Source organism: Sphingobium sp. OAS761 (genome assembly GCF_024168485.1).
GTDB lineage: Bacteria > Pseudomonadota > Alphaproteobacteria > Sphingomonadales > Sphingomonadaceae > Sphingobium.
Map to the genome: position 1 here is coordinate 389523 of NZ_JALJVY010000001.1, position 26400 is coordinate 415922.

The 26400-nt window shown below is 66.5% G+C and carries 26 protein-coding genes; 16 read left to right on the plus strand and 10 right to left on the minus strand.

What is annotated here, in order from left to right:
* The first annotated feature begins 66 nt into the window (after positions 1–66).
* Positions 67–267: a hypothetical protein gene (locus J3E64_RS02015; RefSeq protein WP_253339399.1), complete on the plus strand. Its 201-nt coding sequence runs from the start codon at positions 67–69 to the stop codon at positions 265–267.
* A complete protein-coding gene (locus tag J3E64_RS02020) occupies positions 267–1106 on the plus strand; it encodes a DUF4163 domain-containing protein (protein WP_253339056.1) in 840 nt (279 codons plus the stop codon). The genes J3E64_RS02015 and J3E64_RS02020 overlap by 1 nt, the downstream gene beginning before the upstream one ends.
* A gap of 18 nt (positions 1107–1124) precedes the next feature.
* Here the strand turns inward: J3E64_RS02020 and rimO are convergent, their stop codons facing one another.
* From rimO to serS, 5 genes are all read right to left on the minus strand, one after another.
* A complete protein-coding gene (gene rimO, locus J3E64_RS02025; protein ID WP_253339058.1) occupies positions 1125–2507 on the minus strand; it encodes a 30S ribosomal protein S12 methylthiotransferase RimO in 1383 nt (460 codons plus the stop codon).
* A gap of 41 nt (positions 2508–2548) precedes the next feature.
* The gene (locus tag J3E64_RS02030; protein ID WP_253339060.1) at positions 2549–3589 is read right to left on the minus strand and encodes a TrkA family potassium uptake protein; all 1041 of its coding nucleotides are present in this window, start codon (positions 3587–3589) and stop codon (positions 2549–2551) included.
* Entirely contained in the window at positions 3586–4620 is a 1035-nt protein-coding gene (locus tag J3E64_RS02035) for a M23 family metallopeptidase (RefSeq protein ID WP_253339062.1), read from the minus strand. Before J3E64_RS02035 ends, J3E64_RS02030 begins: the two co-directional genes overlap by 4 nt.
* Positions 4621–4684: 64 nt before the next feature.
* Positions 4685–5449: a 5'/3'-nucleotidase SurE gene (gene surE / locus J3E64_RS02040; RefSeq protein ID WP_253339064.1), complete on the minus strand. Its 765-nt coding sequence runs from the start codon at positions 5447–5449 to the stop codon at positions 4685–4687.
* Positions 5450–5470: 21 nt separating this feature from the next.
* A complete protein-coding gene (serS, locus tag J3E64_RS02045; protein ID WP_253339066.1) occupies positions 5471–6748 on the minus strand; it encodes a serine--tRNA ligase in 1278 nt (425 codons plus the stop codon).
* 94 nt (positions 6749–6842) lie between these two features.
* Here serS and J3E64_RS02050 point away from each other — a divergent pair, with 94 nt between their 5' ends.
* From J3E64_RS02050 to J3E64_RS02070, 5 genes are all read left to right on the plus strand, one after another.
* Entirely contained in the window at positions 6843–7283 is a 441-nt protein-coding gene (locus J3E64_RS02050; protein ID WP_253339068.1) for a host attachment family protein, read from the plus strand.
* 85 nt (positions 7284–7368) lie between these two features.
* Entirely contained in the window at positions 7369–7743 is a 375-nt protein-coding gene (locus J3E64_RS02055) for a hypothetical protein (protein WP_253339070.1), read from the plus strand.
* Positions 7744–7749: 6 nt separating this feature from the next.
* Positions 7750–8271: a hypothetical protein gene (locus J3E64_RS02060; protein ID WP_253339072.1), complete on the plus strand. Its 522-nt coding sequence runs from the start codon at positions 7750–7752 to the stop codon at positions 8269–8271.
* 556 nt (positions 8272–8827) lie between these two features.
* A complete protein-coding gene (gene dksA, locus J3E64_RS02065) occupies positions 8828–9292 on the plus strand; it encodes an RNA polymerase-binding protein DksA (RefSeq protein WP_253339074.1) in 465 nt (154 codons plus the stop codon).
* 63 nt (positions 9293–9355) lie between these two features.
* Positions 9356–9730, plus strand: coding sequence for a PilZ domain-containing protein (locus tag J3E64_RS02070; protein ID WP_253339076.1), 375 nt, complete (start codon positions 9356–9358; stop codon positions 9728–9730).
* Between the two features lie 87 nt (positions 9731–9817).
* Here the strand turns inward: J3E64_RS02070 and J3E64_RS02075 are convergent, their stop codons facing one another.
* Positions 9818–9976, minus strand: a complete 159-nt coding sequence (locus J3E64_RS02075; protein ID WP_253339078.1) for a YdcH family protein — start codon at positions 9974–9976, stop codon at positions 9818–9820.
* Positions 9977–10163: 187 nt separating this feature from the next.
* Here J3E64_RS02075 and J3E64_RS02080 point away from each other — a divergent pair, with 187 nt between their 5' ends.
* The 6 genes from J3E64_RS02080 (at position 10164) to J3E64_RS02105 (ending at position 18575) form a co-directional block, all read left to right on the plus strand.
* Positions 10164–10343, plus strand: a complete 180-nt coding sequence (locus J3E64_RS02080; RefSeq protein WP_253339080.1) for a YdcH family protein — start codon at positions 10164–10166, stop codon at positions 10341–10343.
* Positions 10344–10460: 117 nt separating this feature from the next.
* Positions 10461–10937, plus strand: coding sequence for a DUF1465 family protein (locus tag J3E64_RS02085; RefSeq protein ID WP_253339082.1), 477 nt, complete (start codon positions 10461–10463; stop codon positions 10935–10937).
* Between the two features lie 76 nt (positions 10938–11013).
* Positions 11014–13062, plus strand: a complete 2049-nt coding sequence (locus J3E64_RS02090; protein ID WP_253339084.1) for an autotransporter assembly complex family protein — start codon at positions 11014–11016, stop codon at positions 13060–13062.
* Positions 13062–17240 (plus strand): translocation/assembly module TamB domain-containing protein, encoded by a 4179-nt coding sequence (locus J3E64_RS02095; protein WP_253339085.1) that lies wholly within the window; start codon positions 13062–13064, stop codon positions 17238–17240. Before J3E64_RS02090 ends, J3E64_RS02095 begins: the two co-directional genes overlap by 1 nt.
* A gap of 177 nt (positions 17241–17417) precedes the next feature.
* The gene (locus tag J3E64_RS02100; protein WP_253339087.1) at positions 17418–18071 is read left to right on the plus strand and encodes an outer membrane protein; all 654 of its coding nucleotides are present in this window, start codon (positions 17418–17420) and stop codon (positions 18069–18071) included.
* Positions 18072–18155: 84 nt separating this feature from the next.
* Positions 18156–18575: a thioesterase family protein gene (locus J3E64_RS02105; RefSeq protein WP_253339089.1), complete on the plus strand. Its 420-nt coding sequence runs from the start codon at positions 18156–18158 to the stop codon at positions 18573–18575.
* A 27-nt stretch (positions 18576–18602) separates the two neighbouring features.
* Here J3E64_RS02105 and pyrF read toward each other — a convergent pair whose 3' ends face one another.
* Both pyrF and J3E64_RS02115 read right to left on the minus strand, forming a co-directional pair.
* Positions 18603–19277: an orotidine-5'-phosphate decarboxylase gene (gene pyrF, locus J3E64_RS02110; RefSeq protein WP_253339091.1), complete on the minus strand. Its 675-nt coding sequence runs from the start codon at positions 19275–19277 to the stop codon at positions 18603–18605.
* Positions 19274–19642, minus strand: a complete 369-nt coding sequence (locus tag J3E64_RS02115; protein ID WP_253339093.1) for a lipopolysaccharide assembly protein LapA domain-containing protein — start codon at positions 19640–19642, stop codon at positions 19274–19276. Before J3E64_RS02115 ends, pyrF begins: the two co-directional genes overlap by 4 nt.
* Before the next feature lie 142 nt (positions 19643–19784).
* On the opposite strand from J3E64_RS02115, the gene J3E64_RS02120 reads away from it, so the two are divergent.
* Positions 19785–19970, plus strand: a complete 186-nt coding sequence (locus J3E64_RS02120) for a hypothetical protein (protein ID WP_253339095.1) — start codon at positions 19785–19787, stop codon at positions 19968–19970.
* A 113-nt stretch (positions 19971–20083) separates the two neighbouring features.
* On the opposite strand, the gene J3E64_RS02125 is transcribed toward J3E64_RS02120, so the two are convergent.
* Positions 20084–20530 carry an EF-hand domain-containing protein gene (locus J3E64_RS02125; protein WP_253339097.1) on the minus strand — a complete coding sequence of 149 codons (447 nt, stop codon included), beginning with the start codon at positions 20528–20530 and terminating at the stop codon, positions 20084–20086.
* Positions 20531–20805: 275 nt separating this feature from the next.
* Between J3E64_RS02125 and purB the strand changes: the two genes are divergently transcribed.
* On the plus strand, positions 20806–22122 hold the full coding sequence (purB, locus tag J3E64_RS02130; RefSeq protein ID WP_253339099.1) for an adenylosuccinate lyase: 1317 nt from the start codon (positions 20806–20808) through the stop codon (positions 22120–22122).
* Between the two features lie 21 nt (positions 22123–22143).
* Here the strand turns inward: purB and J3E64_RS02135 are convergent, their stop codons facing one another.
* Entirely contained in the window at positions 22144–22614 is a 471-nt protein-coding gene (locus J3E64_RS02135) for an Lrp/AsnC family transcriptional regulator (protein WP_253339101.1), read from the minus strand.
* A 113-nt stretch (positions 22615–22727) separates the two neighbouring features.
* On the opposite strand from J3E64_RS02135, the gene putA reads away from it, so the two are divergent.
* Positions 22728–26327, plus strand: a complete 3600-nt coding sequence (gene putA, locus J3E64_RS02140; RefSeq protein WP_253339103.1) for a trifunctional transcriptional regulator/proline dehydrogenase/L-glutamate gamma-semialdehyde dehydrogenase — start codon at positions 22728–22730, stop codon at positions 26325–26327.
* The last annotated feature ends 73 nt before the right edge of the window (positions 26328–26400 follow it).

The window sequence follows — 26400 nt, forward strand, 5'->3', positions numbered from 1 at the left end:
TTTTCTTCATTTGCCACGTTCGCTCGGCAGGCCTAGTTTTGAAACAGGACAATAAGGAGAAGGATGATGTTGCACGACAATGATCGCGGCCTTCAGGCCGCCCGCACGCGTGCCTATGCACTCGCCGAGACCGGGCGATACGACAATAGCCATGCGGTCGAGCAGGCCCTGATCGCGGAAGGCTGGCCGAACGCCGCGCGCGCGCTGGAAGGCGATCATGCGCGCAAGGCGATCGGCGAACGCTGCCGCGCCGCACAGGCGCATTGATGCGGAGCGGGCGGCTGGCGTTCGCGGCGTTCGCGCTCCTGTTACCGGGCCTGATGCTGGGGGCGTGCGTTCCCCGCGACCCGGCGGGGAACGCGGCGGATGCGACCAACAACGCGGCGGCCGCGAACTTCGCCGACCGCATGGCGGGAACACCGCCGCCCGCGCCCCCTGCCAAGGCGTTCAAGGCAGAGGACAATAGCCCGCTGCTGGAATTTTCCTACGCCTATCCCGCCCAGGCGGCAGCGGTCCCGGCACTCGTCGCGAAGTTCGGCGCCGGGATGAAGGCGGCGAAGGACGACGCCATGAAGATGGCGCGCGAGGATAGCCGGTCCGCCAAGGAATCGGGCTATCCGTTCCGGGCCCACAGTCTTGAGACCGAATGGTCGGTGGCCGCCGACACGCCCCGATTCCTGTCGCTCCGGTCGCAGACCTATGTCTATACCGGCGGTGCGCACGGCATGACCGGTTACGACACGCTGCTGTGGGACAAGACCCGGGGGCGGGAAAGCAGCACCAAGGCCCTGATGACGTCGCCCGCGGCATTCGCGGCGGCCATCCACGACCGGTTCTGCAAGGAACTGGACCGGCAGCGCGCGGAGAAAAGGGGCGAGCCGGTCGTGCCGGGAGACGATGAATTCACCCAATGCATCGACCCGATGGAACAGGTGCTGGTGCCCACGTCGAAAGACGGCACGCTGATCGACGGTGTGACCGTTGTGATCGGCCCCTATAGCGCCGGTCCCTATGCGGAGGGCAGCTACGAAGTGGCGCTGCCGGTCGATGCCGCGATGCTCAAGGCGATCAGGACGGACTACCGGGACGCGTTCGCGCAGCCCTGAGCGGCAGCGCCGTCGCGGCTAGACCGGCACGCCGTAGAGGTCATGCTCGTCGGCATCCTCGATCCGTACGGCGATCCTGTCGCCGGCCTTCCGTCCGTCGCCCACATCGCGCAGGAAGACGTTGCCGTCGATTTCCGGCGCATCCGCCTGGCTGCGCGCCGTGGCGCCGATGCTGCCATCTTCCTCGTCCGGTTCGCCCACCTCGTCCAGGATGACGGGCAGGACGCGGCCGACCTTTGCCTGCAACTTGGCGGCGCTGATCGCGGCGGTCCGTTCCATGATGCGCTGGTAGCGTTCTTCCTTGACCTCTTCGGGCACGGCGTCGGGCAGGGCGTTGGCGGCCGCGCCTTCGACGGGTTCGAACCGGAAGGCGCCGACGCGGTCGAGCTGCGCTTCGTCCAGCCAATCGAGCAGATACTGGAAATCCGCCTCTGTTTCGCCGGGAAAGCCGACGACGAAGCTGGATCGAATCGCGATGTCCGGGCAGATGTCGCGCCATTTTCGAACGCGGTCCAGCACCTTGGCCTCATTGGCCGGGCGCTTCATGGCCTTGAGCACGGAGGGCGCGGCGTGCTGGAAGGGGATGTCGAGATAGGGCGTCAGCAGCCCTTCGGCCATCAGCGGAACGACATGGTCGACATGGGGGTAGGGATAGACATAGTGCAGCCGCACCCAGGGCGCGGCGCCGTCCGCCGCGCGCAACTGGCCCAGCTCCCGTGCCATGTCGGTCATGTGGGCGCGAACTTCCCGGCCCTTCCACTGGCGCGGTTCGTGGCGCGTGTCGACGCCATAGGCCGATGTGTCCTGACTGATGACCAGCAATTCCCGCGTCCCGGCGGCGACCAGCTTTTCCGCCTCGCGCAGCACCGCGTCGATCCGGCGCGACACCAGGTCGCCGCGAATGGACGGGATGATGCAGAAGGAACAGCGATGATTGCAGCCCTCCGAAATCTTCAGATAGCTGTAGTGGCGCGGAGTGAGCTTCAGCCCGCCTTCGGGCACCAGGTCGACGAAGGCGTTGGGCACGGGCGGCGACGCGTCATGCACTGCGTTGACGACCTGCTCATATTGATGCGCGCCGGTGACGGCGAGAACCTGCGGGAATTTAGCGCGGATCGCGTCCGCCTCGTCCCCCATGCAGCCGGTGACGATGACGCGGCCGTTTTCCGCGATTGCCTCGCCGATGGCTTCCAGCGATTCCTCCTTGGCGGAATCGAGGAAGCCGCAGGTGTTGACCAGCACGACGTCGGCGCCGGCGTAGTCGGGCGACATCTGATAGCCGTCGGAGCGCAGCTTGGTGAGGATGCGCTCGCTGTCCACCAGATTCTTGGGACAGCCGAGCGACACCATGCCGACTTTCGGCGCTTGCGGAATTTTGGTTGCCATGATCGCCGCGCACATAGGGTTTTTCGCGCCAAATGTCACGTGGTCGACAAGGCGGTTCAGCCGACGCCATTGCCTTCGGTGATTTCGATGATCATGTCCCCGGCCTGAAGCCGCTTTGCACCGTCTTCCCAGAAGCCGACGGGACGGTCGCCGCGATAGACCCGCACGCCAAGGCCCGTTGTTATGGCAGAGAGCGGGGCGCCGATTTCCTCGGGTCGGACCGGACGCTCGTTCAGCTTCACCCGGCCGCCCGACGCGGCGAGATCGGCCATATAGTCGGCGATATGCGCGCCGCCCGTGCTGCCCGCCAGCAGCAGGCCCGCGAAGCTGACCGGATTGATGACGGTCGTCGCGCCCGCTTGCCGGGCGGGAAGCTCGTTATCCTCGTTGCGCACGACGATGCTGATCGGCAGGTCGGGGGCAAGATGCCGGGCGGTAAGCGTGATCAGGATCGACGTGTCGTCGCGACCGGCCGACACGATCATACCGCGCGACCGGTGGATCGCCACGTCCTTGAGCGTCTTGTCCCGCGTCGAATCGCCGCACAGGATATTGCAACCCTTCGCTTCGGCCAGTTCGAGTGCCTTTTCGCTGCCGTCGATCACCACGATCTCGCGCGGGTCCGTGCCGCGCGCGATCAGTTCGTGCACCGCTTCCTGGCCGCTGGTGCCAAAGCCGGTGACGATGATGTGATTGTGCAGATCGGCCTGGATGCGTGCCATGCGCCACCTGTAAACTATGTTGCGGAAAAACAGATTATAGGCCGTGCCCAGAAAGAGCAGCCAGACGAACAGCCGGATCGGCGTGACGAACAGCGATTCGAACAGGCGGGCGGCCGGCGTGACGGGGACGATGTCGCCATAGCCGACCGTCGTCACCGTCACGGTGGTGAAGTAGAGCACATCGATGAAATCGATATGGTCGTCATAATTGTCCTTCAGCCCGTCGCGCCCCACCCAGTGCAGCAGCAGGACCAGCGCGATCAGGCCGAACAGCAGCGCCACGCGCCACGCCAGGTCCGCCCAGATCGGCAGGGACGAGCGCCGCCGCAGGAAGCCCGCCGTCGGGGAGCGGGTGAGGCCTTCGTCGATCCTCATGCCGGCGGCAGCTTGCCGACCGGGTCCACCGGCGTGCGGTCCTTGCGCAATTCGAAATGCAGCTTGGGCGTGCTGGCATAGCCGGTGTCGCCGGTCAGGCCGATGACCTGCCCCTTGGCCACCTTTTGCCCGCGCACCACGTCGACTCGGCTGGCATGGCCATAGGCGCTGACCCAGCCGCTGCCATGGTTGATCAGGACCAGGCCGCCGAACACCGCCACCTTGTCCCCGGCATATGCGACGACGCCGCCGGCGGCCGCGCGGATCGGCGTGCCCATGGGTGCGGCGATGTCGATGCCGTTATTCTTCGATCCGCTCTGGCCCGGTCCGAAGCGTGAGACGATCGTGCCCTTGAGCGGCCAGCCGAAACTGCCGGCGAAGCTGCCCGGCTGGGCCATGGGCACGTTGGCGGGCAGGGGATCGGGCCGGGACGAGGCGACGGCGACCGGCGCGTTTTCGGCCGCGGCGGGCTGGCCGCCGGTCACCACATCGTCGATGTCGATGCGGAAGGCGGCGGCACGCTGTTCCATCGACGGCGGACGCACGGGCGTCTCGCCGGGCAGCAGCAGCCTCTGCCCGCGCCGCAGCGTATAGGGTTCCTCCAGGCCGTTCGCCTCGACGATGCGGCTCCACGGCACGCCATAGGCCGCCGCGATGGCGATCCCGGTCTCGCCCTCCGCAACGGCATGATAGCGGCCGCCGGGAATGGTCAGCCGCTGCCCGGCGCGGATCAGATAGGGCGGGACCAGGCCGTTGGCGCGCGCGATCATCTCCGATCCCGCGCCGGTGCGATTGCCGATCCCGCGCAGCGTGTCGCCCGGTTGCACGACATAGGCGGACCCGGCGACATTTTGCGCGTTCGCCACCACCTGCTGCGCGGTCCAGACGGGCTCGGCCTCCACGACCCGGGCGGTCGATGCGTCGGCGTCCATGCGGGGCGGTGGCGTATCCGGACGGGGTGCTCGGCCGGTTTCCGCCGGGATGCACGCGGCCAGCATCATCGGCGCGAGCAGCAAGGGCGATCGTTGCATCCTGCGCCCCTGATCCCCCATGTCCATCCTCACTCCCCGTCGCCGCCCATCGCCCGGCCGCCCATCATTCCGCGAAGGCCGCGGCCGTCGCCTTCAACGCGCTGTCCTGCGTCAGGTCATAGTGCAACGGCGTCACCGTCACATAGCCTTCGGCGATCGCGGCCAGGTCCGATCCTTCCGGTACCGCATCGCTGCTGCCAAGACCAAACCAGAAATAGGGGTAGCCGCGCGGGTCCATGCCTTCGATGATCTGCGTGCGGTCGACGTCGTGAAACCCCTGCCGCACGACCCGTATGCCCTTCACCGCATCCGGGTCGACGGCGGGGAAATTCACGTTGAACAGCATCCGGGGGGAAGGGGGCATGTCGATCAGCGGCCGCAGCGCCCTTTCGCCCCACGCGATCGCCGCCGCGAACGGCACGCTATCGCCCATGCCCTCGCGCGCGTAGACTTGGCTCAGCGCGATGGACCGTATGCCGGAGATCGCGCCCTCCATCGCCGCCGCGACAGTGCCGGAATAGGTGACGTCCTCCGCCAGGTTGGCGCCGCGGTTCACGCCGGACAGCACCAGATCGGGCTTGCACGCCTTCATCAGGTGGCCGACCGCCATCATGACCGCGTCGGTCGGCGTGCCGGTGACGCTGTAATGCTTTTCGCCGTGGCGGCGCACCCTGAGGGGACGGGTCAGCGTCAGGCTGTGGCCCGCGCCCGATTGTTCCTCATGCGGCGCGACGATCCAGATGTCGTCGGAAAACCGGCGCGCGATCTGCTCCAATATCTTCAGGCCGGGCGCGTGGACGCCGTCGTCGTTGGTAAGCAGGATGCGCAAGTCGATACTCCTGTCGGGGGCTCAGCGGGGCTCCAGCCGGGTGATGCCGCCCATATGCGGGGCGAGCGCCTGCGGGATGAGGACGCTGCCGTCCGCCTGCTGGCCATTTTCCAGAATGGCGACCAGCGTGCGACCGACCGCCAGGCCGGACCCGTTCAGCGTATGGACGAAACGGGTCTGCTTCTCGCCCTCCGGCTTGTAGCGCGCGTTCATCCGGCGCGCCTGGAAATCTCCGCAATTGGAGACGGAACTTATCTCGCGATAGGTGTTCTGGCTGGGCAGCCACACTTCCAGATCCCAGGTCTTGCGTGCGCCAAAGCCCATGTCGCCGGTGCACAGCAGCATCTTGCGATAGGGCAGGTCCAGCGCCTGGAGCACGGCCTCCGCCGCCATGACCATGCGCTGATGCTCGGCGTCCGACTCCTCGGGCCGGCAGATGGCGACCAGCTCGACCTTTTCGAACTGGTGCTGGCGAATGAACCCGCGCGTATCGCGCCCGGCCGACCCGGCCTCCGACCGGAAGCAGGGGGTCAGCGCGGTAAGGCGCAACGGCAGGCTGTCGGCCGGCACGATCTGCTGCGCGACAAGGTTGGTCAGGGACACTTCGGCGGTGGGAATGAGCCAGCGGCCGTCGGTGGTGCGGAACAGGTCCTCGGCGAACTTGGGCAATTGTCCGGTCCCGAACAGCGCTTCGTCCTTCACCAGCAGCGGAACGATGGTTTCCTCATAGCCGTGGGTCGCGGTCTGCATGTCCAGCATGAATTGCGCCAGCGCCCGGTGCAGCCGCGCCATCGGTCCGCGCAGTGCGGTGAAGCGGGCGCCCGAAAGGCCCGCCCCGCCTTCGAAATCCAGGCCCAGCGCCGGGCCGAAATCGGCATGATCCCGGGGCGCGAAATCGAAGTCGCGCGGCGTGCCCCAGCGTCCGACCTCGACATTGTCGTCCTCGTCCACGCCTTCGGGGACATCGTCGGCGGGCAGGTTGGGGATGGCGGCCAGCATCGCGGTCAGCGCGTCGCCGGCCTCGCGGTCCTCCGCCTCCAGCGCGGGCATCCTGTCCTTGAGCGCGGCCACTTCCGCTTTGAGCGCCTCCGCCTTGTCCATGTCCTTTGCCGCCATGGCCTGGCCTATCGCCTTGCTCGCTTCGTTCCGGCGGGCCTGCGCCTGCTGCCATTCCGTCTTGAGCGCGCGGCTCCGTTCGTCGACTGCCAGAATGTCGGTCGAGAGCGGCGCCAGCCCGCGCCGTGCGAGTGCGGCGTCGAAAGCGGCTGGATTTTCGCGGATGGAGCGGATGTCGTGCATGGGCCAGCCCTATGCCGCCGCGCGCGAACCGGCGCAACCCCGGGCGCCTTCACCCGTTGAACAGGGGCAGCGAAAACAGAAAGGAGAATGCAGGATGCAAATCGACCATGACACGGTGGTGTTGGTGGCGGACGGACGCAAGATATTGTTCTTCCGTAACGACGGCGATGCCGAATTCCCGAATTTGAAGGCGGAGGTGGTGCGCGAGCAGGAAAATCCGGCCGATCGCGACCAGGCGTCGGATGCGCCGGGCCGGGCCTTCAATTCCGTCGGCAGCCATCGCAGCGCGATGCAACAGACCAATTTTCACGATCTGGAGGAAGCGCGCTTCGCCGCCGACGCGGCGGACCTGCTGAAACGGCGCGCGTTGGCCAACGACTATGAACGGCTGATCGTCGTCGCGCCGCCCACGGCACTGGGCGAGATGCGAAAACATTATCACAAGGAGGTGCGGCAAAGGCTGGTGGGCGAGGTTGCGAAGGACCTGTCCAACCATCCGGTGCCGGACATAGAGCGCATCATCGCCGAAAGCTGACGGACGCGAAAAGGGCGGCTTACCCGGTCGGGTAGCCGCCCTCTTTGCAATATTTGTCTGTCGCCGTCAGGCCGCGTTCTGGGCCTTGCGCTCTGCAAAGCGGCGGCGGGCGACCAGCGCCACGGCGGCCGCGCCGAACAGCAGGACCATCGGCGGGGCGGGAACGTCCGTGCCGCCGGTGCTGGAACTGGAACCGCCGCTCGACGAACTGCTGGACGACGAACTGCTCGAAGAGGACGAGGACGAACTGCCGCTAGAACCCGAACTGCCCGACGAACCGCTGCTGCCCGAACTCCCGGTGCTGCCGAAGCTCGACGAACCGCCCGAGGATGAAGAGGAGCCGCTCGAGGACGAAGAGCTGGACGAGGACGAACTGCCCGACGAACCACTGCTGCCCGAACTGCCGCTGGAGCCGGAGCTGCCGCTCGAACCCGAACTGCCGCCGCTGGAGCTGGGGTGATCGGGCTTGCCCGGCTTGCCGCCGCTCGATCCGCCCGAACTGCTCGAAGAGGAGCTGGACGAAGAGGAGGACGATGACGAGCTGGAGCTGGACGAGGAGCTGGAGCTGACCCCGGAAGATGTCGACACGCCACCGGTGGAGGTGGACACGCCGCCGGTGGAAGTCGACACGCCGCCGGTCGAGGTCGACACGCCGCCGGTCGAGGTCGACACGCCGCCTGTCGTCGAACTGGTCGAGCTGCTGATCCCGCCGGTGGAGCTGCTGGTGGACGATATGACGACCGAACCGCCGCTGCCGCCTCCGCCACCGCCGAAGAAGCCACCGATGAAACCGCCGCCGCCGAAGCCGCCGCCACCGCCCATCACCACCGGAACAGCGCCGCCGCCACCGGACATCATCGGCATTTCGGCCGGCGGCAGGGGCAGGGGCAGGGGAACGGGCGCCGGCTGGCTGGTGACGGTCACCGTCTGCGGTGCGCACGCGGTCACGGTCTTGACCACCTTGCGCTTCACGGCGCGCACGGCATAGCGCTTCTTGGGCGCTGCCTTGACGCTCTTGTTGCTGTGAACGACCGCAGGGCGCGCGCTTTCCGCCACATGGACCGCGCCGCCGCCGATGATCGCCCCGCCGCAAGTGCAGGCGCATAATTTAGCCAAGGCCATCCGTACCGACATAGGGTCCACTCTTCGTTTTTTGTCCAGGACCCGCCTCCGGTGTATCCAGGTGGCGGGACTGAGACTTCCTATCCCCAAGAACGCAAAAGAAAGCGTTAACTGCAATGACGTTAACCCTGAATATCGGGTGCAAGTCGAGGTAATTCCTGCGGTTCGCTGAAGGGATATGGTTAACGTCCCACAATGGAACGGCCGCGGGGCAAGAGCTGAATCCCCTTGCCTTGCTCTGCCGTCCCGGCGGCCGGTCGCGACGCAATCGCCCGTGCCGTCGGCGAAATCGTACCGGGCCGGTCCGGCTTCACCATTGCGCGCTTGTGTCGCCTCGTACCCATGGCTATTAGGCGCCACGAGAAAAAGGCATGTGCGCCCCGGGACTTCCAGCATCGGGGCCATTCGATTCGGAGAGCCAGATGGCATCGGTCCTGAATTCCGATAAAGACGGTGCAAAGCCGCCCAAATCGACTGTGACGCTACCCCCCGATTATCGGCCTTCGCCCGACGAAGAGTTCATGAATCCGCTTCAGCAGGAATATTTCCGGCAGCGCCTGTGGGCGTGGAAGAAGCAGATACTGACGGAGGCCGAAGGGACTTTGGCGGTGCTCCAGAACGAACCGCTGCGCGAACCCGATCTGAACGATCGCGCATCCAGCGAAACGGACTGGTCGATCGAACTGCGGACCCGCGACCGTCAGCGCAAGCTCATTTCCAAGATCGACGCGGCGCTGCGTCGCATCGACGAGGGCGAATATGGCTATTGCGAAGTGACGGGCGAGCCGATCTCGCTAGGTCGGCTGGAGGCGCGGCCGATCGCGACGATGACGGTCGAGGCGCAGGAGCGTCACGAGCGCCAGGAGAAAATCTCCCGCGATGATTAACGCTTTGTCCATTCCCCGAGCTTAGATTGCCCGTACCACATCACAAGTCATTACGGGTTTGGAATGGACGACGAACCGAACAATGCTGAACGAGGCCCGGCGCGCTCCGCACCGCGTGACAGCCTGTTTTTGCTCGCGTCGCTGCAGGCAGAGGATGGCGCATCGCTTGGCAAGGCGCGAATCCGCAATCTGTCAGCCACCGGACTGATGGCGGATTGCGAACGCGCCATTCCCGCCGGCACCCGGGTCAAGCTCGATCTGCGCGGCGTCGGCCCCATCAGCGGCATGATCGCCTGGTCGCGGGAAGACAAGATCGGGCTGGCATTCGATGAACCGATCGACCCCCAGCTTGCACGCAAGCCCGTATCCTCCGGCGTTGCCAAGGCGCAGATGCCCGACTATCTGCGCATGCATCAGCGGCAAATGCCGCGCCGCTGACGATCCGGCGCCTCGGCCGTTTCCGGACACAAAAAAACCCCGCGGACCGGATGGTCGCGGGGTTCTTTGCAGATGAGCGAACCTGGCTTAATGCTGCGCGGTCATCTCTTCCTTCAGCCGTAATTTCTGCTTCTTGAGCGTCGCCACAAGAACGGCGTCGGGCATGGGTCGACTTGTCTCCGCCTTGATTCGGGCTTCGAGACCGGCATGCTTTGCTGAAAGAGCTGAAACGTGGCTGTTTTCCATGACATTCTCCTGAAAGAGGCTGATGGACCTATGAGTAGATCATGATTCGGTCGGCTTGTCTCGACCGGATTCGGCCTTTGCGACGGGCCGCGAGAAAATTTGCGGTGGCCCGCATGCGCGCGGCTCGCTATTCAGCGGCTTTGGCGACCAACGGGAAGCGAGCAGGCGGGTGAGCCGGGAAGATATCATGCGGCGACTGGAACTGCTGCGGGTCGAACATCGCGATCTCGACAGCGCGATCGCCGCGCTGGCCGAATCGAGCGCCGGCGACCAGATGCAGGTGGCCCGCCTGAAAAAGCGCAAGTTGCGCCTGCGCGACGAGATCGCGTTCCTGGAAGACCAGCTGGTGCCCGACATCATCGCCTGACGGGCCGGATCCGGCGAGGATGGTTAATTCCGCGCTAACCGACCATGAATGGGACAGTCGCCGATCGTGGCGAGCAGCGGGCCTGACAAGGGCGCAGGATTATGGCAGTGACGGTCCATGGAAATCGCGCCCTTCCTAGATGCCGGCCTGCACCGGCGCCTGGTCGACAGCCTCTATGTCGAAGCCATGGTCATGGCCGACGAAGCGCGCGCCTATTTCGACGGCGGCGTGGAGGAGGACGGGTTGGACAACCCGCTGCGGCGCGTCGCGTTCGCCTGCGAATCGCTCAAGGTCACGACAAGGCTGATGCACGTCATCGCCTGGCTGCTGGGCCAGCGCGCCTGGCAGCGAGGCGAAATCGACACGGACGAACTGAGCGGGGAGAAATACCGGCTTGGTCGCGCCAGTGAGACCGACCCGGCCGTCACGGAAGAATTTCCCTTCGCCGCGCGTGCGCTCATTGCCGCCAGCCAGGATCTCTACGAGCGGGTGGCCCGGTTGCAGGACCGCATGGAAGCGATGCGCCATCGCCCGGCCGCCGATGGGTCCGGCCCGGCCCGGGCGCTGCTGGATCGCCTGAACACCGTCTTTTAAACTTTCGCCTCGGACTGTCCTGTTCCGATGTGGTGGGCACTGGCGCTGTGGCCCGGATTTGGTCTAGATCACGCACATGACCATTGGTTCGCGGACGCGACGCCGCATTTCTGGCCGACCGCCCGCCGTCCGGCACTGTCTTGCTTGGCTGCTCCTGCTGGTTCCCGTGCCGGGACTGGCCCGGCAGACGCCGCCCGACAGCACCGCCGGCATGGACAGTCCGCTCGACGCCATGCCGGAAATCGGGCTCGACTGGCCGGACTTGGGGCAGCCCGACGCGGTCGCCCCACTGCCCGAGGATCCGGCCGACATTGCCCAGGAGCAGGTTGCAGTGCCGGAACTCCCGGACCTGACGACCCCCGATGAAGAGGAACCCGTCGCCGCGTTCGCCGATTCGGGCGAGGAGCGCCGCTACACTGTTACGCTGAACGGCGTGGATGCCATCGCGGACGGCCTGTTCCGGCAGCGGTTCGACCAGTTGTCGGTCCTGCGGCAGGGGCAGGACAAGCCCGCCAATATCGCCCAGATCAACCGCCGGATGAAGGAGGACAGCGAACTTCTCGACCGGCTGCTGCGGGCCAAGGGCTATTATGCCGCGCGCGTTCGCGGGGCCGTAACGGCGCCGCCCACGGGCAGCGACCGGCTGGCAGTCGACTTATCGATCGTTCCGGGCACGCAATATCTGCTGGGGTCCGTGGATGTGACCGGCCTGGCCGAAACCGGCGCGCGGCAAGATCAACTGCGCGCCGCTTTCCCGCCCAAGCCCGGCGATCCGGTGGACGCGGACAATATATTGGCGGGCCGTGATGCTCTGGCGACCGCACTGGCCGAAGGCGGGTTTCCCTTCGCCGCCGTCGACGAACCCGAAGTGCGGATAGACCATGAGGATCGCAAGGGCGATCTGGACATCATCGTGACGCCGGGCGGTTTCCGGCGTTTCGGGGCGATCCGGCTGGACGACGACAGCCTGTTCAGCGCCCGGCATGTCCAGCGGATCGCCCGCTTCGATCCCGGCGACGCCTATATGGCGTCGGATGTGGAGGATCTGCGGCGCGCGATCGTCGCCACCGGCCTCGTCTCGTCCGTCCGGCTGACACCCGTGGATGCCGGTGACGACGATCATGTGAACATCGACGTCGCCGTGCGCCCGGCGCCGCTGCGCACCGTCGCGGGGGAACTGGGCTACGGCACGGGCGAAGGCTATCGCGCGGAGGTCAGCTGGCAGCATCGCAATTTCTTCCCGCCCGAAGGTGCGGTGACGTTGCGCGGCGTGCTGGGCACGCAGGAGCAGACGGCATCCTTCACCTATCGTCGCAACAATTTCCGCCGCCGCGACAATGTGCTGACCGGCCTGCTGTCGGTCAGCAACATCCGGCGCGATGCCTATGACGCCCGCACCGTCACCCTGTCCGGCGCGCTGGAACGGCAGACCAACATCCTGTTCCAGAAGAACTGGGTCTGGCATGTCGGCGCTGAACTGATCGCGTCGGACGAGGCGGATGCCTTTTCCGGCGGTGCCCGGCGCACATTCCTGATCGGCGCGGTCCCGCTCAGCCTGACCTATGACGGCAGCGACGACCTGCTCAATCCCACCCGCGGCTTTCGCCTCGGCGGCCGGATCAGCCCGGAACTCTCCTTTCAGAACAAGACGTTCGGCTACACGCGGGTGCAACTCGACGGCAGCGCATACCAGCCGCTGGGCGAACGGGTTGTGGTCGCGGCGCGCGCGCGGTTCGGCACCATTCTGGGATCGGCGGTGGACCAGATCGCACCGTCGCGGCGCTTCTATGCCGGCGGCGGGGCGTCGGTGCGCGGCTATGGCTATCAGGCGATCGGGCCGCGGTACGGGCCGGACGACGATCCGGTCGGCGGCAAGAGCCTGGCCGAATTGTCGGTCGAGGCACGCATACGCTTCGGCAATTTCGGCATCGTGCCGTTCGTCGACGCCGGCAACATTTCGGCCAGCTTCCTGCCCCGTTTCCGCGACTTGCGGATCGGCACGGGGCTGGGGGTGCGTTACTATAGCAGCTTCGGTCCCATCCGCGTCGATGTGGGCACCCCGCTCAATCCGCAGCAGGGCGATCCCAAGGTGGCGGTCTATGTCTCGCTGGGGCAGGCCTTCTGATGGTTGAGGGGGGGGCTTCTCCTGTTCCACCGCCGCCGCGCCGGGCGTGGGACGGACGCTGGCAACGCTGGGTGGCCGGCGTGCTGGCATTGCTGGTCGCCATAGTCGCCGCCGCCCTGGTCTGGCTCGACACGACGGGGGGACATCGCTTCCTGGCCGGCCGCATCGCGGCAATCCGGTCGGCGTCGGGGTTGCGGATCCATGTCGGCGCGATCGAAGGCAGCATCTATCGCAAGGCGGTGCTGCGCGATCTGGCGCTTTCCGACGGGAAGGGCGTGTTCCTCGACGCGCCGCGCGTCGAACTGGACTGGTGGCCCTTCGCCTGGCTGTCCAACCGCCTCGACATAGACCGCCTGACGATCCCGCGCGCGACCTTGCACAAGCTGCCCCGCCTGAATCCGACGCAGCGGCGCGGGGCGATCCTGCCCGGCTTCGACATCCGACTGATGCAGTTTTCGGTGGGCCGGCTCGACATTGCGGCACCGGTGACCGGTCGTCCGCAGGTGGCGACCATCGCGGGGAAGGCCGATATTCGCGGCGGTCGCGCGGTCATCGATCTTTCGGCGCGCACGCAGGACGGCGGCGACGCGCTGATCGTCGCGCTGGACAGCCGTCCGGACAATGATCGCTTCGCGCTGGAGGTCCGGGTGAACGCGCCAAGGAACGGCGTGTTGGCGGCGATGGGCGGCCTGCGGCAGGACCTCATCCTGACGGTCGACGGAAAGGGCGGATGGACCCGGTGGGACGGCCGGTTGCGGGCGACGCTGGACGGCGATGCGGCGGCCGACATGGTGCTCGCGGCGCGCAGCGGCGCCTATTCCGCGCGCGGCACGCTGGAAGCGTCGGCCATCGCCGGACAGGGCCTTGTCCGGCGCCTTGCCGACCCGCGCCTGTCCGTCCGCGCCGACGGAACGCTGGTGAACCGGGTGATCGACGGGCGGCTGTCGCTGCGGTCCGGCGCGATCGACCTGGATGCCGACGGCGCGATCGACCTGCGCAACAATGCGCTCGACAACATGCTTGTGCATCTTCGCCTCGCCCGCCCGCAGGCGCTGCTCAGGAATATGCAGGGCCGGGATGTCGCGGCGAAGATCCGGCTGGACGGCGCATTCGGGGCGCTGGGCTACGAATATCTGCTGACCGCGCGGCAGCTCGTTTTCGACAAGACCGCGATCAGCGACGTGCGGGCAAATGGCAAGGGCCGGCATGCAGCCGGGGCGCCGGTGGTCGTGCCCCTGCACCTCACCGCCGCGCGGCTGGAAGGCCATGGCGACCTGGTCGAAGGAATTTTCCGCAGGTTCGATCTGGATGGCGTGCTCCAGTTCAAGGGGCAGCAGATCGTCAGCAATCCCATGACCGTGCGCAGCGACAAGCTGCGCGGCAAGCTGGTGATGATCGCGGACATCGGCACCGGGCGCTATGATTTCGGGCTGGACGGACGGATCGACGGCCTGTTTATTCGTGGGCTCGGCATCGTCGACCTGACATCGAAGCTGCGCGCGGTGCCCCGTGCCGACGGCAGTTTCGGGCTGAGCGGCGACGCGCTGGCGCGAATGCGCCGGCTGGATAATGATTTCCTCCGGTCGCTGGGCGGCGGCCTGCCGGCCGCGCGCAGCAGGCTGGAATTGCTGAAGAACGGGGAACTGGCGTTGACCGGCCTGCGTCTGGAAGCACCGCTGCTGACGCTGACCGCCGATGGCGTGCGCCATCGCGACGGAACCTTCCATTTCGCGGGCAGCGGCGACCATCGCCGCTATGGTCCGCTGCGGCTGACGCTGGACGGCCGGATCGAGCGGCCGGAGGTAGACCTGCTGCTCGACCGGCCGTTGGATGCGCTGGGCCTGCGCGCCGTCCATGCCCATCTGCTTCCCGATGCGACGGGCTATGCCATTGTCGCGACAGGCGATTCCACCTTGGGTGCCTTCACCGGGCGGGGCAATCTGCTGCTGCCATCGGGCGGGCAGGCCGTGGTCCGGGTGGCGAGCCTCGCCGTCACGGGGGTTACGGCCAGCGGAGATGTGCGCCCGGTTACCGGCGGGCTGGAAGGCCAGTTGGGCGTGCAGGGCGCGGTCACCGGCTTCATCGGCCTGCATATGGTGAACGAGGTGCAGCAGCTTCAGCTCAGGCTGACAGCGAATGAGGCCAGCTTCGACGGGCCGACCGTCATCGTGGTGCGGCGTGGCACGCTGGACGGCACCATCCTGCTTGATCCGGCCGGAACGACCATCGATGCGACGGCGCAGGCCCGCGGAGTGCGCGTCGGCGGCGTCCTGCTCGGCCGGCTCGCGCTGAATGCCAATCTGGTCGACGGCAAAGGGCGCGTGCGCGGCAGCCTGTCCGGCCAGCGGGGGCGCCTGTTCGACCTTCAGGGCGATGCGCAGGTGGAGCCGGGCCGCATCCGCCTGTCGGCGAACGGCACGATCGACAAGCGCAGCGTCCGGCTGGAACGGTCCGCGCTGCTGACGCGCACCGACGATGGCTGGCGCCTCGCGCCGACCCGGCTGCTCTATGCCGGCGGGTCGCTGCAACTGTCCGGCGAACTGGGCCGCGCGTCCACGCATGTCGAGGCGCGGATGCAGGCATTGCCGCTGTCGCTGCTCGATATCGGCTACGACAATCTGGGCCTGGGCGGCATGGCGACCGGATCGCTGAGCTACGCGCAGCCTCGCGGCGGCCTGCCCAGCGGGACGGCAGAATTGCGCATTCGCGGCCTGTCGCGATCCGGCCTGTCGCTCAGTTCGCGCCCGGTGGATGTCGGCGTCAACGCGGCGCTCGGTCCCGACCGGCTCGCCACGCGCATGGTGTTCGTTTCCGACGGCAGGACCATCGGGCGGGCGCAGGCGTTGCTGACGCCGCTCGGGCAGGATGGCGGACTGATCGCGCGCCTCAACGCGGCACCGTTCGTGGCGCAATTGCGCTATGCCGGTGCGGCCGATACGCTCTGGCGCCTGACCGGGGTGGAAATCGTCGACATTGGCGGTCCGGTCAACGTGTCGGCCGACATGCGCGGCACGCTGGGCGATCCCCGCATCACGGGGCAGCTCGCCACCGACAATGCCACGATCAACAGCCCCGTCACGGGAATGCGCCTGCGTCAGGTCAGGGCCCGTGCCGCCTTCTCCGGCGCGCAGCTCGTTTTTTCCAGCTTCGCAGCGACCGCGCAAAATGGCGGTTCGGTGACCGGCACCGGGCGCTTCACCTTCAACGGCATCGCAGGGGTGGGCATGGATCTCGCGCTTCAGGCGGACAATGCCGCGTTGCTGGAACGCGACGACATCGCCGCGACCGTTACCGGCCCGATCACGCTGCGCTCCGATGGCGTGGGCGGGACGGTGGGCGGGGACCTGGTCCTCAACCGGAGCCGCTTCACCCTGGGGCGCGCGGCGGCCGTCGCGGCGATCCCGGAACTCAAGGTGGTGGAAATCAACCGGCGCGGCGACGAGATCGAGCGGGTGCGGACCAACGTGCCGTGGGCGCTGGCCATCAAGGCGCGGGCGCGCAACAGGCTGATGGTCACGGGCCTGGGACTGGACAGCGAATGGCGTGCGGATCTTGACATTGGCGGCACCGTCACCGCCCCGGTGGTCGGCGGCCGGGCGGAACTGGTTCGGGGCGGCTACGAATTTGCCGGTCGCCGGTTTGACCTGCGCGAAGGGCATATCCAGTTCGATCGCCGGACCCCCGTCAATCCGACGCTGGACATCAGCGCGCAGGCCGATGTGAGCGACCTGAGCGCCACCATCCATGTCGGCGGCACGGGATTGCAGCCGGACATCAGCTTCACCAGCATTCCGGCATTGCCGCAGGACGAATTGCTGTCCCGCATCCTGTTCGGAACATCGATCACCAACCTGTCCGCACCCGAAGCGCTGCAACTCGCGTCCGCCGTGGGATCGCTTCAGGGGGGCGGCGGGCTCGACCCCATCAATGCGGTGCGCAAGGCGGCGGGCCTCGACCGGCTGCGCATCATCGCTGCCGATCCCGCCCAGGGGCAGGGAACGTCCATCGCGGCGGGCAAATATCTTACCCGCAAGACCTATGTGGAACTGATCACCGACGGGCAGGGCTATTCCGCGACGCGGATCGAATATCAGGTGACGCGCTGGCTCTCGCTGCTGGGTGCGATTTCGACGCTGGGACGGCAAAGCGCCAACGTCCGCGTATCCAAGGATTATTGAGCCGACGCCTCGGCCGGTCGCGTCATCCGCACATATTCCGGTCGAAGCGAAGGAAGGGCGTTGCAAAATTGCAACGTTTTCAGCTGTTTATCTCCCGTTCATGAAACAAACGGGTTTGCCCGGACTTCAGCGTCTCGTCCCCGGCAGGGGAATAAGAATGACAATGGAGTATCAGTTATGCGTAAGTTGATGGTCGCAACTCTTCTGGCCGGCGCCACCGTCGCAACCCCCGCGCTGGCACAGAGCGCGGATCCGACGTTCACCGGCCCTCGCGTCGAAGCGATCCTGGGCTACGACCATGTCGGCGCCGGCAGCGATGTCGACAATGACAATGGCAATGACGACCAGTCGATCGACGGTCTGCTGTACGGCATCGGCGCGGGCTATGACGTCAATCTCGGCAGCGCGGTCGTCGGCGTCGAGGGCGAATGGACCGACTCCACGGCAAAGAGCGATCGCTCCGACCCGACCGACCAGTTCGGTTTCGGCCGGGTGAGCCAGGGTCGCGACCTCTACATCGGCGCGCGGGCAGGTATCCTCGCCAATCCCAACACGCTCGTCTATGTCAAGGGTGGCTATACCAACAGCAAGCTGAACGTGCTGGCCGGCAACACCGACCAGATGACCGATACGTCCTTCAAGCTCGACGGCTGGCGGATCGGCGCCGGCGTGGAACGGGCGATCAACGCCAACACCTTCGCGAAGCTGGAATATCGCTATTCCAATTATACCGATGCCCATATCGATTATATGGACGGCGCGACCAGCAGCGAATTCGATATCGACACCGACCGCCATCAGGTCGTGGCCAGCGTGGGCTGGCGCTTCTGATGGGGGAAAGGGCCGGTCACGCGACCGGCCCTTTTTTTGACCGGCCCCTTTCGATCCGCATGCGGGACTGTTATTTACATCGTTGTGAGTAACGCGATTCCCCACCAATATCCCGTCGGCATCGATCCGGACGACATCGACTTCATGGGGCATGTCAACAATGCCAGCTACCTGAAATGGGTACAGAGCGCCGTGCTTGACCATTGGCGCGCGCTGGCGCCCGCCGAAGCGGTGGCGGCCCATCTCTGGGTCGCGCTGAAGCATGAGATCACTTATCGCAAGCCCACCTTTCTGGACGATGAGGTGATTGCGACCGTCCTTCTGGAAAAAGTGCAGGGCGCCCGGGCCTTTTATGAAACGATCATCCGCCGGGGCGAGGAAGTGCTGGTAGAGGTCAAGTCGAGCTGGTGCTGCATCGATGCCGGGACATTGCGTCCCGCGCGCCTGGCGCGTGAGGTGATCGATCGTTTTTTCGTCAAGGATGGGGGCGTCGGCGATCGCTAGCGCCCATCGGCGCGAGGCGCCCGGCGGCTAAAGCGTCGCTTCTATTTCCCGCGCAGCCATGTCGGGATTGTCCGCCAGGCTGATCGGCCGGCCCACCACCAGAATGGATGCGCCCCGGTCCAGCGCCTCGCGCGGCGTCACGGCACGCTTCTGGTCGCCCTTTGCCCCGCCGGCCGGCCGGACGCCGGGCACCACGAAAAAGCCGTCGGGCCACATGTCGCGGACCATTTTCACCTCTTCGCCCGAGCATACGATGCCGTCCAGCCCCGCGTCACGCGCCAGTTCGGCGAGGCGCAGCACCTGGTCCCGCGCCTGACCGCCCACACCGATGTCCGACAGATCGCGATCGTCCAGGCTGGTGAGCACGGTCACGGCCACTACCTTGGTATGAATCCCGGCCGCGGCCTTGGCGTCTTCCAGCATGGCGCGTCCGCCGGCGGCATGAACCGTCAGGACCGCAGGTTCCAGCATATGCAGGGCCTGTACCGCCTTGGCGACCGTATTGGGGATATCGTGCAGCTTGAGGTCCAGGAAGATGGGCAGGCCCAGCTTCATCATTTCATGGACGCCATGATGGCCATTGGCACAGAAAAATTCGAGACCCAGTTTCAGGCCGCCGACATGGTGTCGCACCTGTTCCGCAAGCTGTTTCGCCTTGGTCAGGTCGGGCGTGTCGATGGCGACGTAGATCGGGCTTTTCATGCGGGGCCTGTAACGCTGGGGGTGGATATGGTCGGGGCGGCGGGCAGGGTGGTTCCATCGGTACCGGGCGCGGCGGGCGCGTCCGAAAAGGCGGGCGACGGTGGCGGCGCGGCGGCCGATGTCGCAGCGGCCAGTGCCCGTTCGGTACTGTCCAGCCGTCGCCGCATCCGCCAGCGGGTGGCGCGGGCCATCACCCAGAAAGGCAGGGCGCCGAGCAGGAACGCGCCGATCAGCAAGACGGGCAATTTGGTTTCCAATATGATGTCGCCCCACAGGCGAACCGTCACCGGCACGTAATTGGCCATGCAGAAAAAGGCGAGCGCCACGGCAATGACCACCCAGAATGCGGTCCGCAAAAATTGCATCGGCATAATCCCTCTGCTGCCCCACGAAATCATAGCTTAGGCGATCCCGCCACATTTCGGAAGCATGTCGTGGCCACCGCGTGAAGCGGCGCGCGAAGACATCTTTTCATCCCCCGGGGTCTGGGGCATAGCTGGCGAAATCATGAGCAAGAACAAATCATCCGCGCCGGACGGCGCTCCTCCTTCTTCCCCCGAACCGTCTGCCGGCGACACGCTGGCCGATGCTGCGCGCACATCCGCCGGAAAGGGCGTATGGATGGGCGCGGCTGTCGGAATCGGGTCGGCCGCGATCGTCGCCGCGCTGCTCTACGCCCGGAAGAAGTCCTGACGCAGGTTGGGGCGACATGGCCTTCGTTCCATGCCGCCCCGGTGCGACCCGTTGAGGGTTCTGTCATCCGTCCTTCGCGACGAATTGTTCCATGCGTCCGTTGATCGGGCGGGTCAGCCTGCCGCGCCGCTGAGATAGGTGACCAGCTCCGCCTTGCTGACCATCATGCTCTTGTCGGCGTCGGCGGTGGAGAAGGCACCGTCGGCCCATGCGGTCACCTGCGCGGCCGGCAGGGCCTGGCCCGTGGCCTTCATTTCCTGATCCTTCAGCGCCACCATCCAGCGTGAAAACTCGCTCTTGTCCAGCGATCCGTCCTTGTTCGCGTCATAGGCGGGAAATTCGCTGTCCACGATGGATGCAACGGCATTGGCGGGATTTGCGGGCTCGGCCGGGGTCGCGGGCGTTGCCGGGGTTGCAGGCGTCGCGGTTGCGGGGTCGGCAGGCTGAGCCGGCATCGCCGGTTCGGCCGGCATCATGCTCTGGCCCGGCGCCATCGTCTGCTGTGCGATCGCGGGTGCCGTAATGGCAAGCGCGGTCGTGAACAAGATTGTACGGATCATGACATTCTCCTGAAGTGCGACCTTGTTATGGAATGCGGGCCAATGGCTCCATTTCCGAAATATGTGGAAATAGAATAGTCGAGCCTGCCAATTGTTCCTGAACATCTGTTCAGGATTCATCATTCGTCTTGGAAAATACCTCGTTTCGACCGTTTTTTCTTCAAAGGAGAGAATGTTTGTCGGCTGTCGACATGCCTGGGCGTTGCGATTTGCCCCGCGCAATGGACGCTGCTAGTCGGCGCGCGACATTCACCCTCGATCATCAGGATTCGCTTATGGTCCCGCGCTATTCCCGTCCCGCCATGGCTGCCCTCTGGGAGCCGGAGGCCCGTTTCCGGATCTGGTTCGAGATCGAGGCGCACGCCACTGAAAAGCTGGGAGAGCTGGGCGTCGTCCCGCCGTCCGCCGCCCGGGCGCTGTGGGACTGGTGGGCCACCAACCCGGCCATCGACGTGCCCGCCATCGACGCGATCGAGGCGGTGACCAAGCATGACGTCATCGCCTTCCTGACCTGGGTGGCCGAACAGGTGGGCGACGAAGCCCGCTTCATGCACCAGGGCATGACATCATCCGACGTCTTGGACACCTGCCTTGCCGTGCAGCTTGCCCGCGCAGCCGACATATTGATCGCGGATCTCGATGCTCTGCTGGAGGTCATAAAGCGCCGCGCCTTCGAACATAAGCTGACCCCCACCATCGGCCGCAGCCACGGCATCCATGCCGAACCGGTCACGTTCGGCCTGAAGATGGCCGAAGCCTACGCCGAATTTTCGCGCTGCAAGACCCGCCTGATCGCCGCCCGCGCGGAAGTCGCCACCTGCGCCATTTCGGGCGCGGTCGGCACGTTCGCCAATATCGACCCGCGCGTCGAGGAACATGTCGCGGAAAAGCTGGGGCTCGCCATCGAACCTGTGTCGACGCAGGTCATTCCGCGCGACCGTCACGCCATGTTCTTCGCCACGCTCGGCGTCATCGCCTCTTCCATCGAGCGGCTTGCCGTCGAGGTGCGCCACCTCCAGCGCACGGAGGTTCTGGAGGCGGAGGAATATTTCTCGCCGGGCCAGAAAGGCTCGTCGGCCATGCCGCACAAGCGCAACCCCGTGCTGACCGAAAACCTCACCGGCCTGGCCCGCATGGTCCGCAGCTACGCCATGCCGGCGATGGAGAATGTCGCCCTCTGGCATGAACGCGACATCAGCCATTCGTCGGTCGAACGCTATATCGGTCCCGACGCGACGATCACGCTGGACTTCGCGCTGGGTCGCCTGACCGGCGTGATCGACAAGCTGCTGGTCTATCCCGAGCGGATGATGAAGAATCTCGACAAGATGGGTGGCCTCGTCCATTCGCAGCGCGTGCTGCTGGCGCTGACCCAGGCGGGCGTCAGCCGTGAGGACAGCTATCGTTACGTTCAGCGCAACGCCATGAAGGTCTGGGAATCGGACGGCCAGCTGTCGCTGATGGAATTGCTCAAGGCCGACGAGGATGTCGCTGCCGCGCTGAGCGCGCAGGACATCGAGGACAAGTTCAACCTCGACTATCATTTCGCCCAAGTCGACACGATCTTCCGCCGGGTGTTCGGCGAGGCTTGATCGGCCCCGGGGCGGGCGCGTTTACCTGCGCGTCCGCCGGCTGCCGGCCTCCAGCACCGTTTCCATCGCGACGAATGTCGACGTGCTCGCGACATGGGGCAGGGCGCTTATCTTCTCGCCCAATACGACGCGATATCGCCTGATGTCGGCGGTGCGGACTTTCAGCAGATAATCGAAATTGCTGGCCAGCATGTGGCATTCCTCCACCTCGGGGATGCGCCGCACCGCCGCGTTGAAGGCCTGTAGCGCCGTCTCGCGCGTGTCGGACAGCTTCACCTCGGTGAAGGCGACATGATCCATGCCCAGCTTCGCGGGATCGACCATCGCGCGAAAGCCGCGAATGACGCCGGTTTCCTGCAATCGTTTCAGCCGCACCTGACAGGGGGTCTTGGACAGGCCCACCTGCGTCGCCAGATCGGTCACGGTCATGCGCCCGTCATCGACCAGCGCGGCGACGATCCTCCGGTCGAATTCATCCATTTCGACTGCCATGACGGGTTTCATGATGATATTTGCCTGATGAAGCCGGTAATATAGGTCGTTTAGCATGGATTTCGGCATTTCATAAGGCGGAACGCGTATCGCGTTTCGGCTATTATAGGCTGATGACCGACCTTGCGCCCTTCGCCCGTTTCGCTCCCGCGATCCGCCCGCAATCGCCCCTGCGCCAGGCGATCACCGCCGCCTGTCGGCGCGATGAGGCCGACGCGCTCGCGCCGCTGATCGCCGCCGCCACCCTGTCGCCGGAGATGAAGGCACAGGTTGCCGCGACTTCACGCCGCCTCGTCACCGCGCTGCGCGGCGACCGCAAGGCATCGGGTGTAGAGGGGCTGGTGCAGGAATATGCCCTGTCCAGCCAGGAGGGGGTGGCGCTGATGTGCCTGGCCGAGGCGCTGCTGCGCATTCCCGACAATGATACGCGCGACGCGCTGATCTGCGACAAGATCGCCGACGGCGACTGGGGTGCGCATCTGGGGAGCGACAAGTCGCTGTTCGTCAATGCCGCCACCTGGGGACTGGTGGTGACGGGAAAGCTGGTGGGCAGCGTCGACGATCGCGGCCTTGGCGCCGCGCTGACCCGGCTCATCGCGCGTGCAGGCGAGCCGGTCATCCGGCGCGGCGTCGACCTGGCGATGCGGATGATGGGCGAACAGTTCGTCACCGGCGAAACGATCCGCGAAGCGTTGAAGCGCGCCCGCGACATGGAGGCCCGGGGTTTCGGCTACAGCTACGACATGCTGGGCGAGGCGGCGACCACGGCCGCCGACGCGGCGCGCTATCATGCCGACTATGAAAGCGCCATCCACGCCATCGGCAAGGCATCGGCCGGGCGCGGCATCTACGCCGGCCCCGGCATCTCGATCAAATTGTCGGCGCTGCATCCACGTTACAGTCGGGCGCAGGCGGGCCGCGTCATGGGCGAACTGCTGCCGGCGGTGAAGCGGCTCGCGCTGCTGTCGAAAGGCTATGACATCGGCCTTAACATCGACGCGGAGGAGGCCGACCGGCTCGAACTCTCGCTCGATCTGCTGGAAAGCCTGGCCACCGATCCGGACCTGGCCGGCTGGAACGGCCTGGGCTTCGTGGTTCAGGCCTATGGCAAGCGCTGTCCGTTCGTCATCGACTGGATCGTCGACCTGGCCCGCCGGGCGGAGCGGCGCATCATGGTTCGCCTGGTCAAGGGCGCCTATTGGGATGCCGAGATCAAGCGGGCGCAGGTCGACGGTCTGCCCGACTTTCCCGTCTACACGCGCAAGGTGCATACCGACGTAGCCTATATCGCCTGCGCGCGGAAATTGCTGGCTGCCGCCGATGCGGTATTCCCGCAGTTCGCGACCCACAATGCGCAGACGCTCAGCGCGATCTACCATCTCGCCGGGCCGGATTTCGCGCTCGGCGACTATGAGTTCCAATGCCTGCACGGCATGGGCGAGCCGCTGTATGAACAGGTCGTCGGCGCGGGCCGGCTGGACCGCCCCTGCCGCATCTATGCGCCCGTGGGCACACATGAGACATTGCTTGCCTATCTGGTGCGCCGCCTGCTCGAAAACGGCGCGAACAGCAGCTTCGTCAATCGTGTCGGCGACCCGGCGGTGCCGGTGGAGGAACTGATCGCCGACCCCGTCGACATCGTGCGCGCGATGCCGCATCCGGGTGCACGGCATGACCGGATCGCGCTGCCGGCGGACATCTACACCGGCCGCCGCAATTCGGACGGCCTCGACCTGGCGAGCGAAGCGACGCTGGCGGACCTGGGCGATGCCCTGCGCCATAGCGCGACGATTGGCTGGACGGCCGCGCCGGAGGGTGCGACGGGACCGTCACGCACGGTGTTCAGCCCCGCCGATCATCGCGACGTGGTGGGCCGCGTCACCGAAGCCTCCGTCCAGGAGGCGCGCGCCGCCGTGATCCGCGCCGCCGCCTCCCGCTGGAGCAACGGCCCGGTCGCCGAGCGCGCCGCCATGCTGGGGCGGGCGGCGGACGCGATGCAGGCGCGGATGCCGGTGCTGCTCGGCCTCATCGTCCGGGAAGCGGGTAAGTCGCTGCCCAACGCGATCGCCGAAGTGCGTGAGGCGATCGACTTCCTGCGCTATTATGCGGGGCAGGCATGCGCGACCTTCGGCCCCGCGCAACGCGCGTTCGGGCCGGTCGTCTGCATCAGCCCCTGGAATTTTCCGCTGGCGATCTTCACCGGGCAGGTGGCGGCGGCGCTGGTCGCCGGCAATCCCGTGCTGGCCAAGCCCGCGGAGGAAACGCCCCTGATCGCGGCGGAGGCGGTGCGGCTGCTGCACGAGGCGGGCGTGCCTGCGGACGCGCTTCAGCTGCTGCCGGGCGACGGACGCATCGGCGCGGCGCTGGTGGCGGCACCGGAAACCTGCGGCGTCATGTTCACCGGATCGACCGAGGTCGCGCGACTGATCCAGAAGCAGCTTGCGACCCGCCTGCTGCCCGACGGCAGGCCGGTGCCGCTGATCGCCGAGACCGGCGGACAGAACGCGATGATCGTGGACAGCAGCGCGCTGGCCGAACAGGTGGTGGCCGATGTCATCGCCTCCGCCTTCGACAGCGCCGGGCAGCGTTGTTCGGCGCTGCGCATCCTGTGCCTTCAGGAAGAAGTCGCCGATAGGACGCTGGCGATGCTGAAGGGCGCGCTGGCCGAATTGCGTATCGGTCGCACCGACGAACTGGCGGTCGACATAGGCCCGGTGATCGGGGCCGAGGCCCGCGACGGCATCGATCGCCATGTCGACGCCATGAGGGCCTTGGGCCGCAAGGTCGAACAGAGCCCGCTGCCGCCGGAGACGGCGCACGGCACCTTCGTGGCGCCGACGATCATCGAGATCGACGCCATCGCCGACCTGCACCGGGAGGTGTTCGGCCCCGTTCTGCATGTCCTGCGGTTCAGGCGAGAGCAGCTCGACGCGCTGGTCGATGCGATCAACGCCACCGGATATGGCCTGACCTTCGGCCTCCATACCCGTCTCGACGGGACGGTCGCCCGGGTGACCGCGCGGGTCCGGGTCGGCAACATCTATGTGAACCGCAACGTCATCGGCGCGGTCGTGGGGGTTCAACCCTTTGGCGGGCGGGGCCTGTCGGGCACCGGGCCAAAGGCCGGCGGCCCGCTTTACCTGGGCCGCCTCGTCGCAACGCCCCCGGCTATGGCGGATCGGGTTGGCCATCTTTTGTCGCCGCTTCATGCCTTTGCCGACTGGCTCGACGCGCGGGGCGACGCTGCCGCTGCCGCCCAGGCCCGCCGCACCGGCGACGCGTCCGCGCTGGGTCTGGAACTGGATTTGCCCGGCCCGGTGGGCGAGCGCAACCTATACGCCCTGCATCCGCGCGGCCGCATCCTGCTGCGCCCGGCCACGCGACTGGGCCTGTTCCGCCAGATGGCGGCCGTGCTGGCCACCGGCAACAGCGGGGCCGTGGTCGGGATGGCGCTGCCGCCCGGACTGCCCGCGCCGGTCGCCGCCTGCTTCACGACAGATCCGGCGGGGCCCTTTGCCGCCGCGCTGGTGGAAGGCGGTCCGGATCGCGTCGCCGCGCTGGTCGAAAGCGTGGCCGGCCTCGACGGCCCCATCGTTCCTGTTCATGCGGAAGGGCCGGAGGGCTATTGCCTCGACTGGCTGCTGGAGGAAGTGTCGACCTCCGTCAACACGACTGCGGCCGGGGGCAATGCCAGCCTGATGATGCTCGGCTGATCCCCGCCGACCGGATCCTGTCAATGTAGCGGCGAAAAGGGCGCGAAACCGGGCGTCTTTTCGCGTTTTCCGG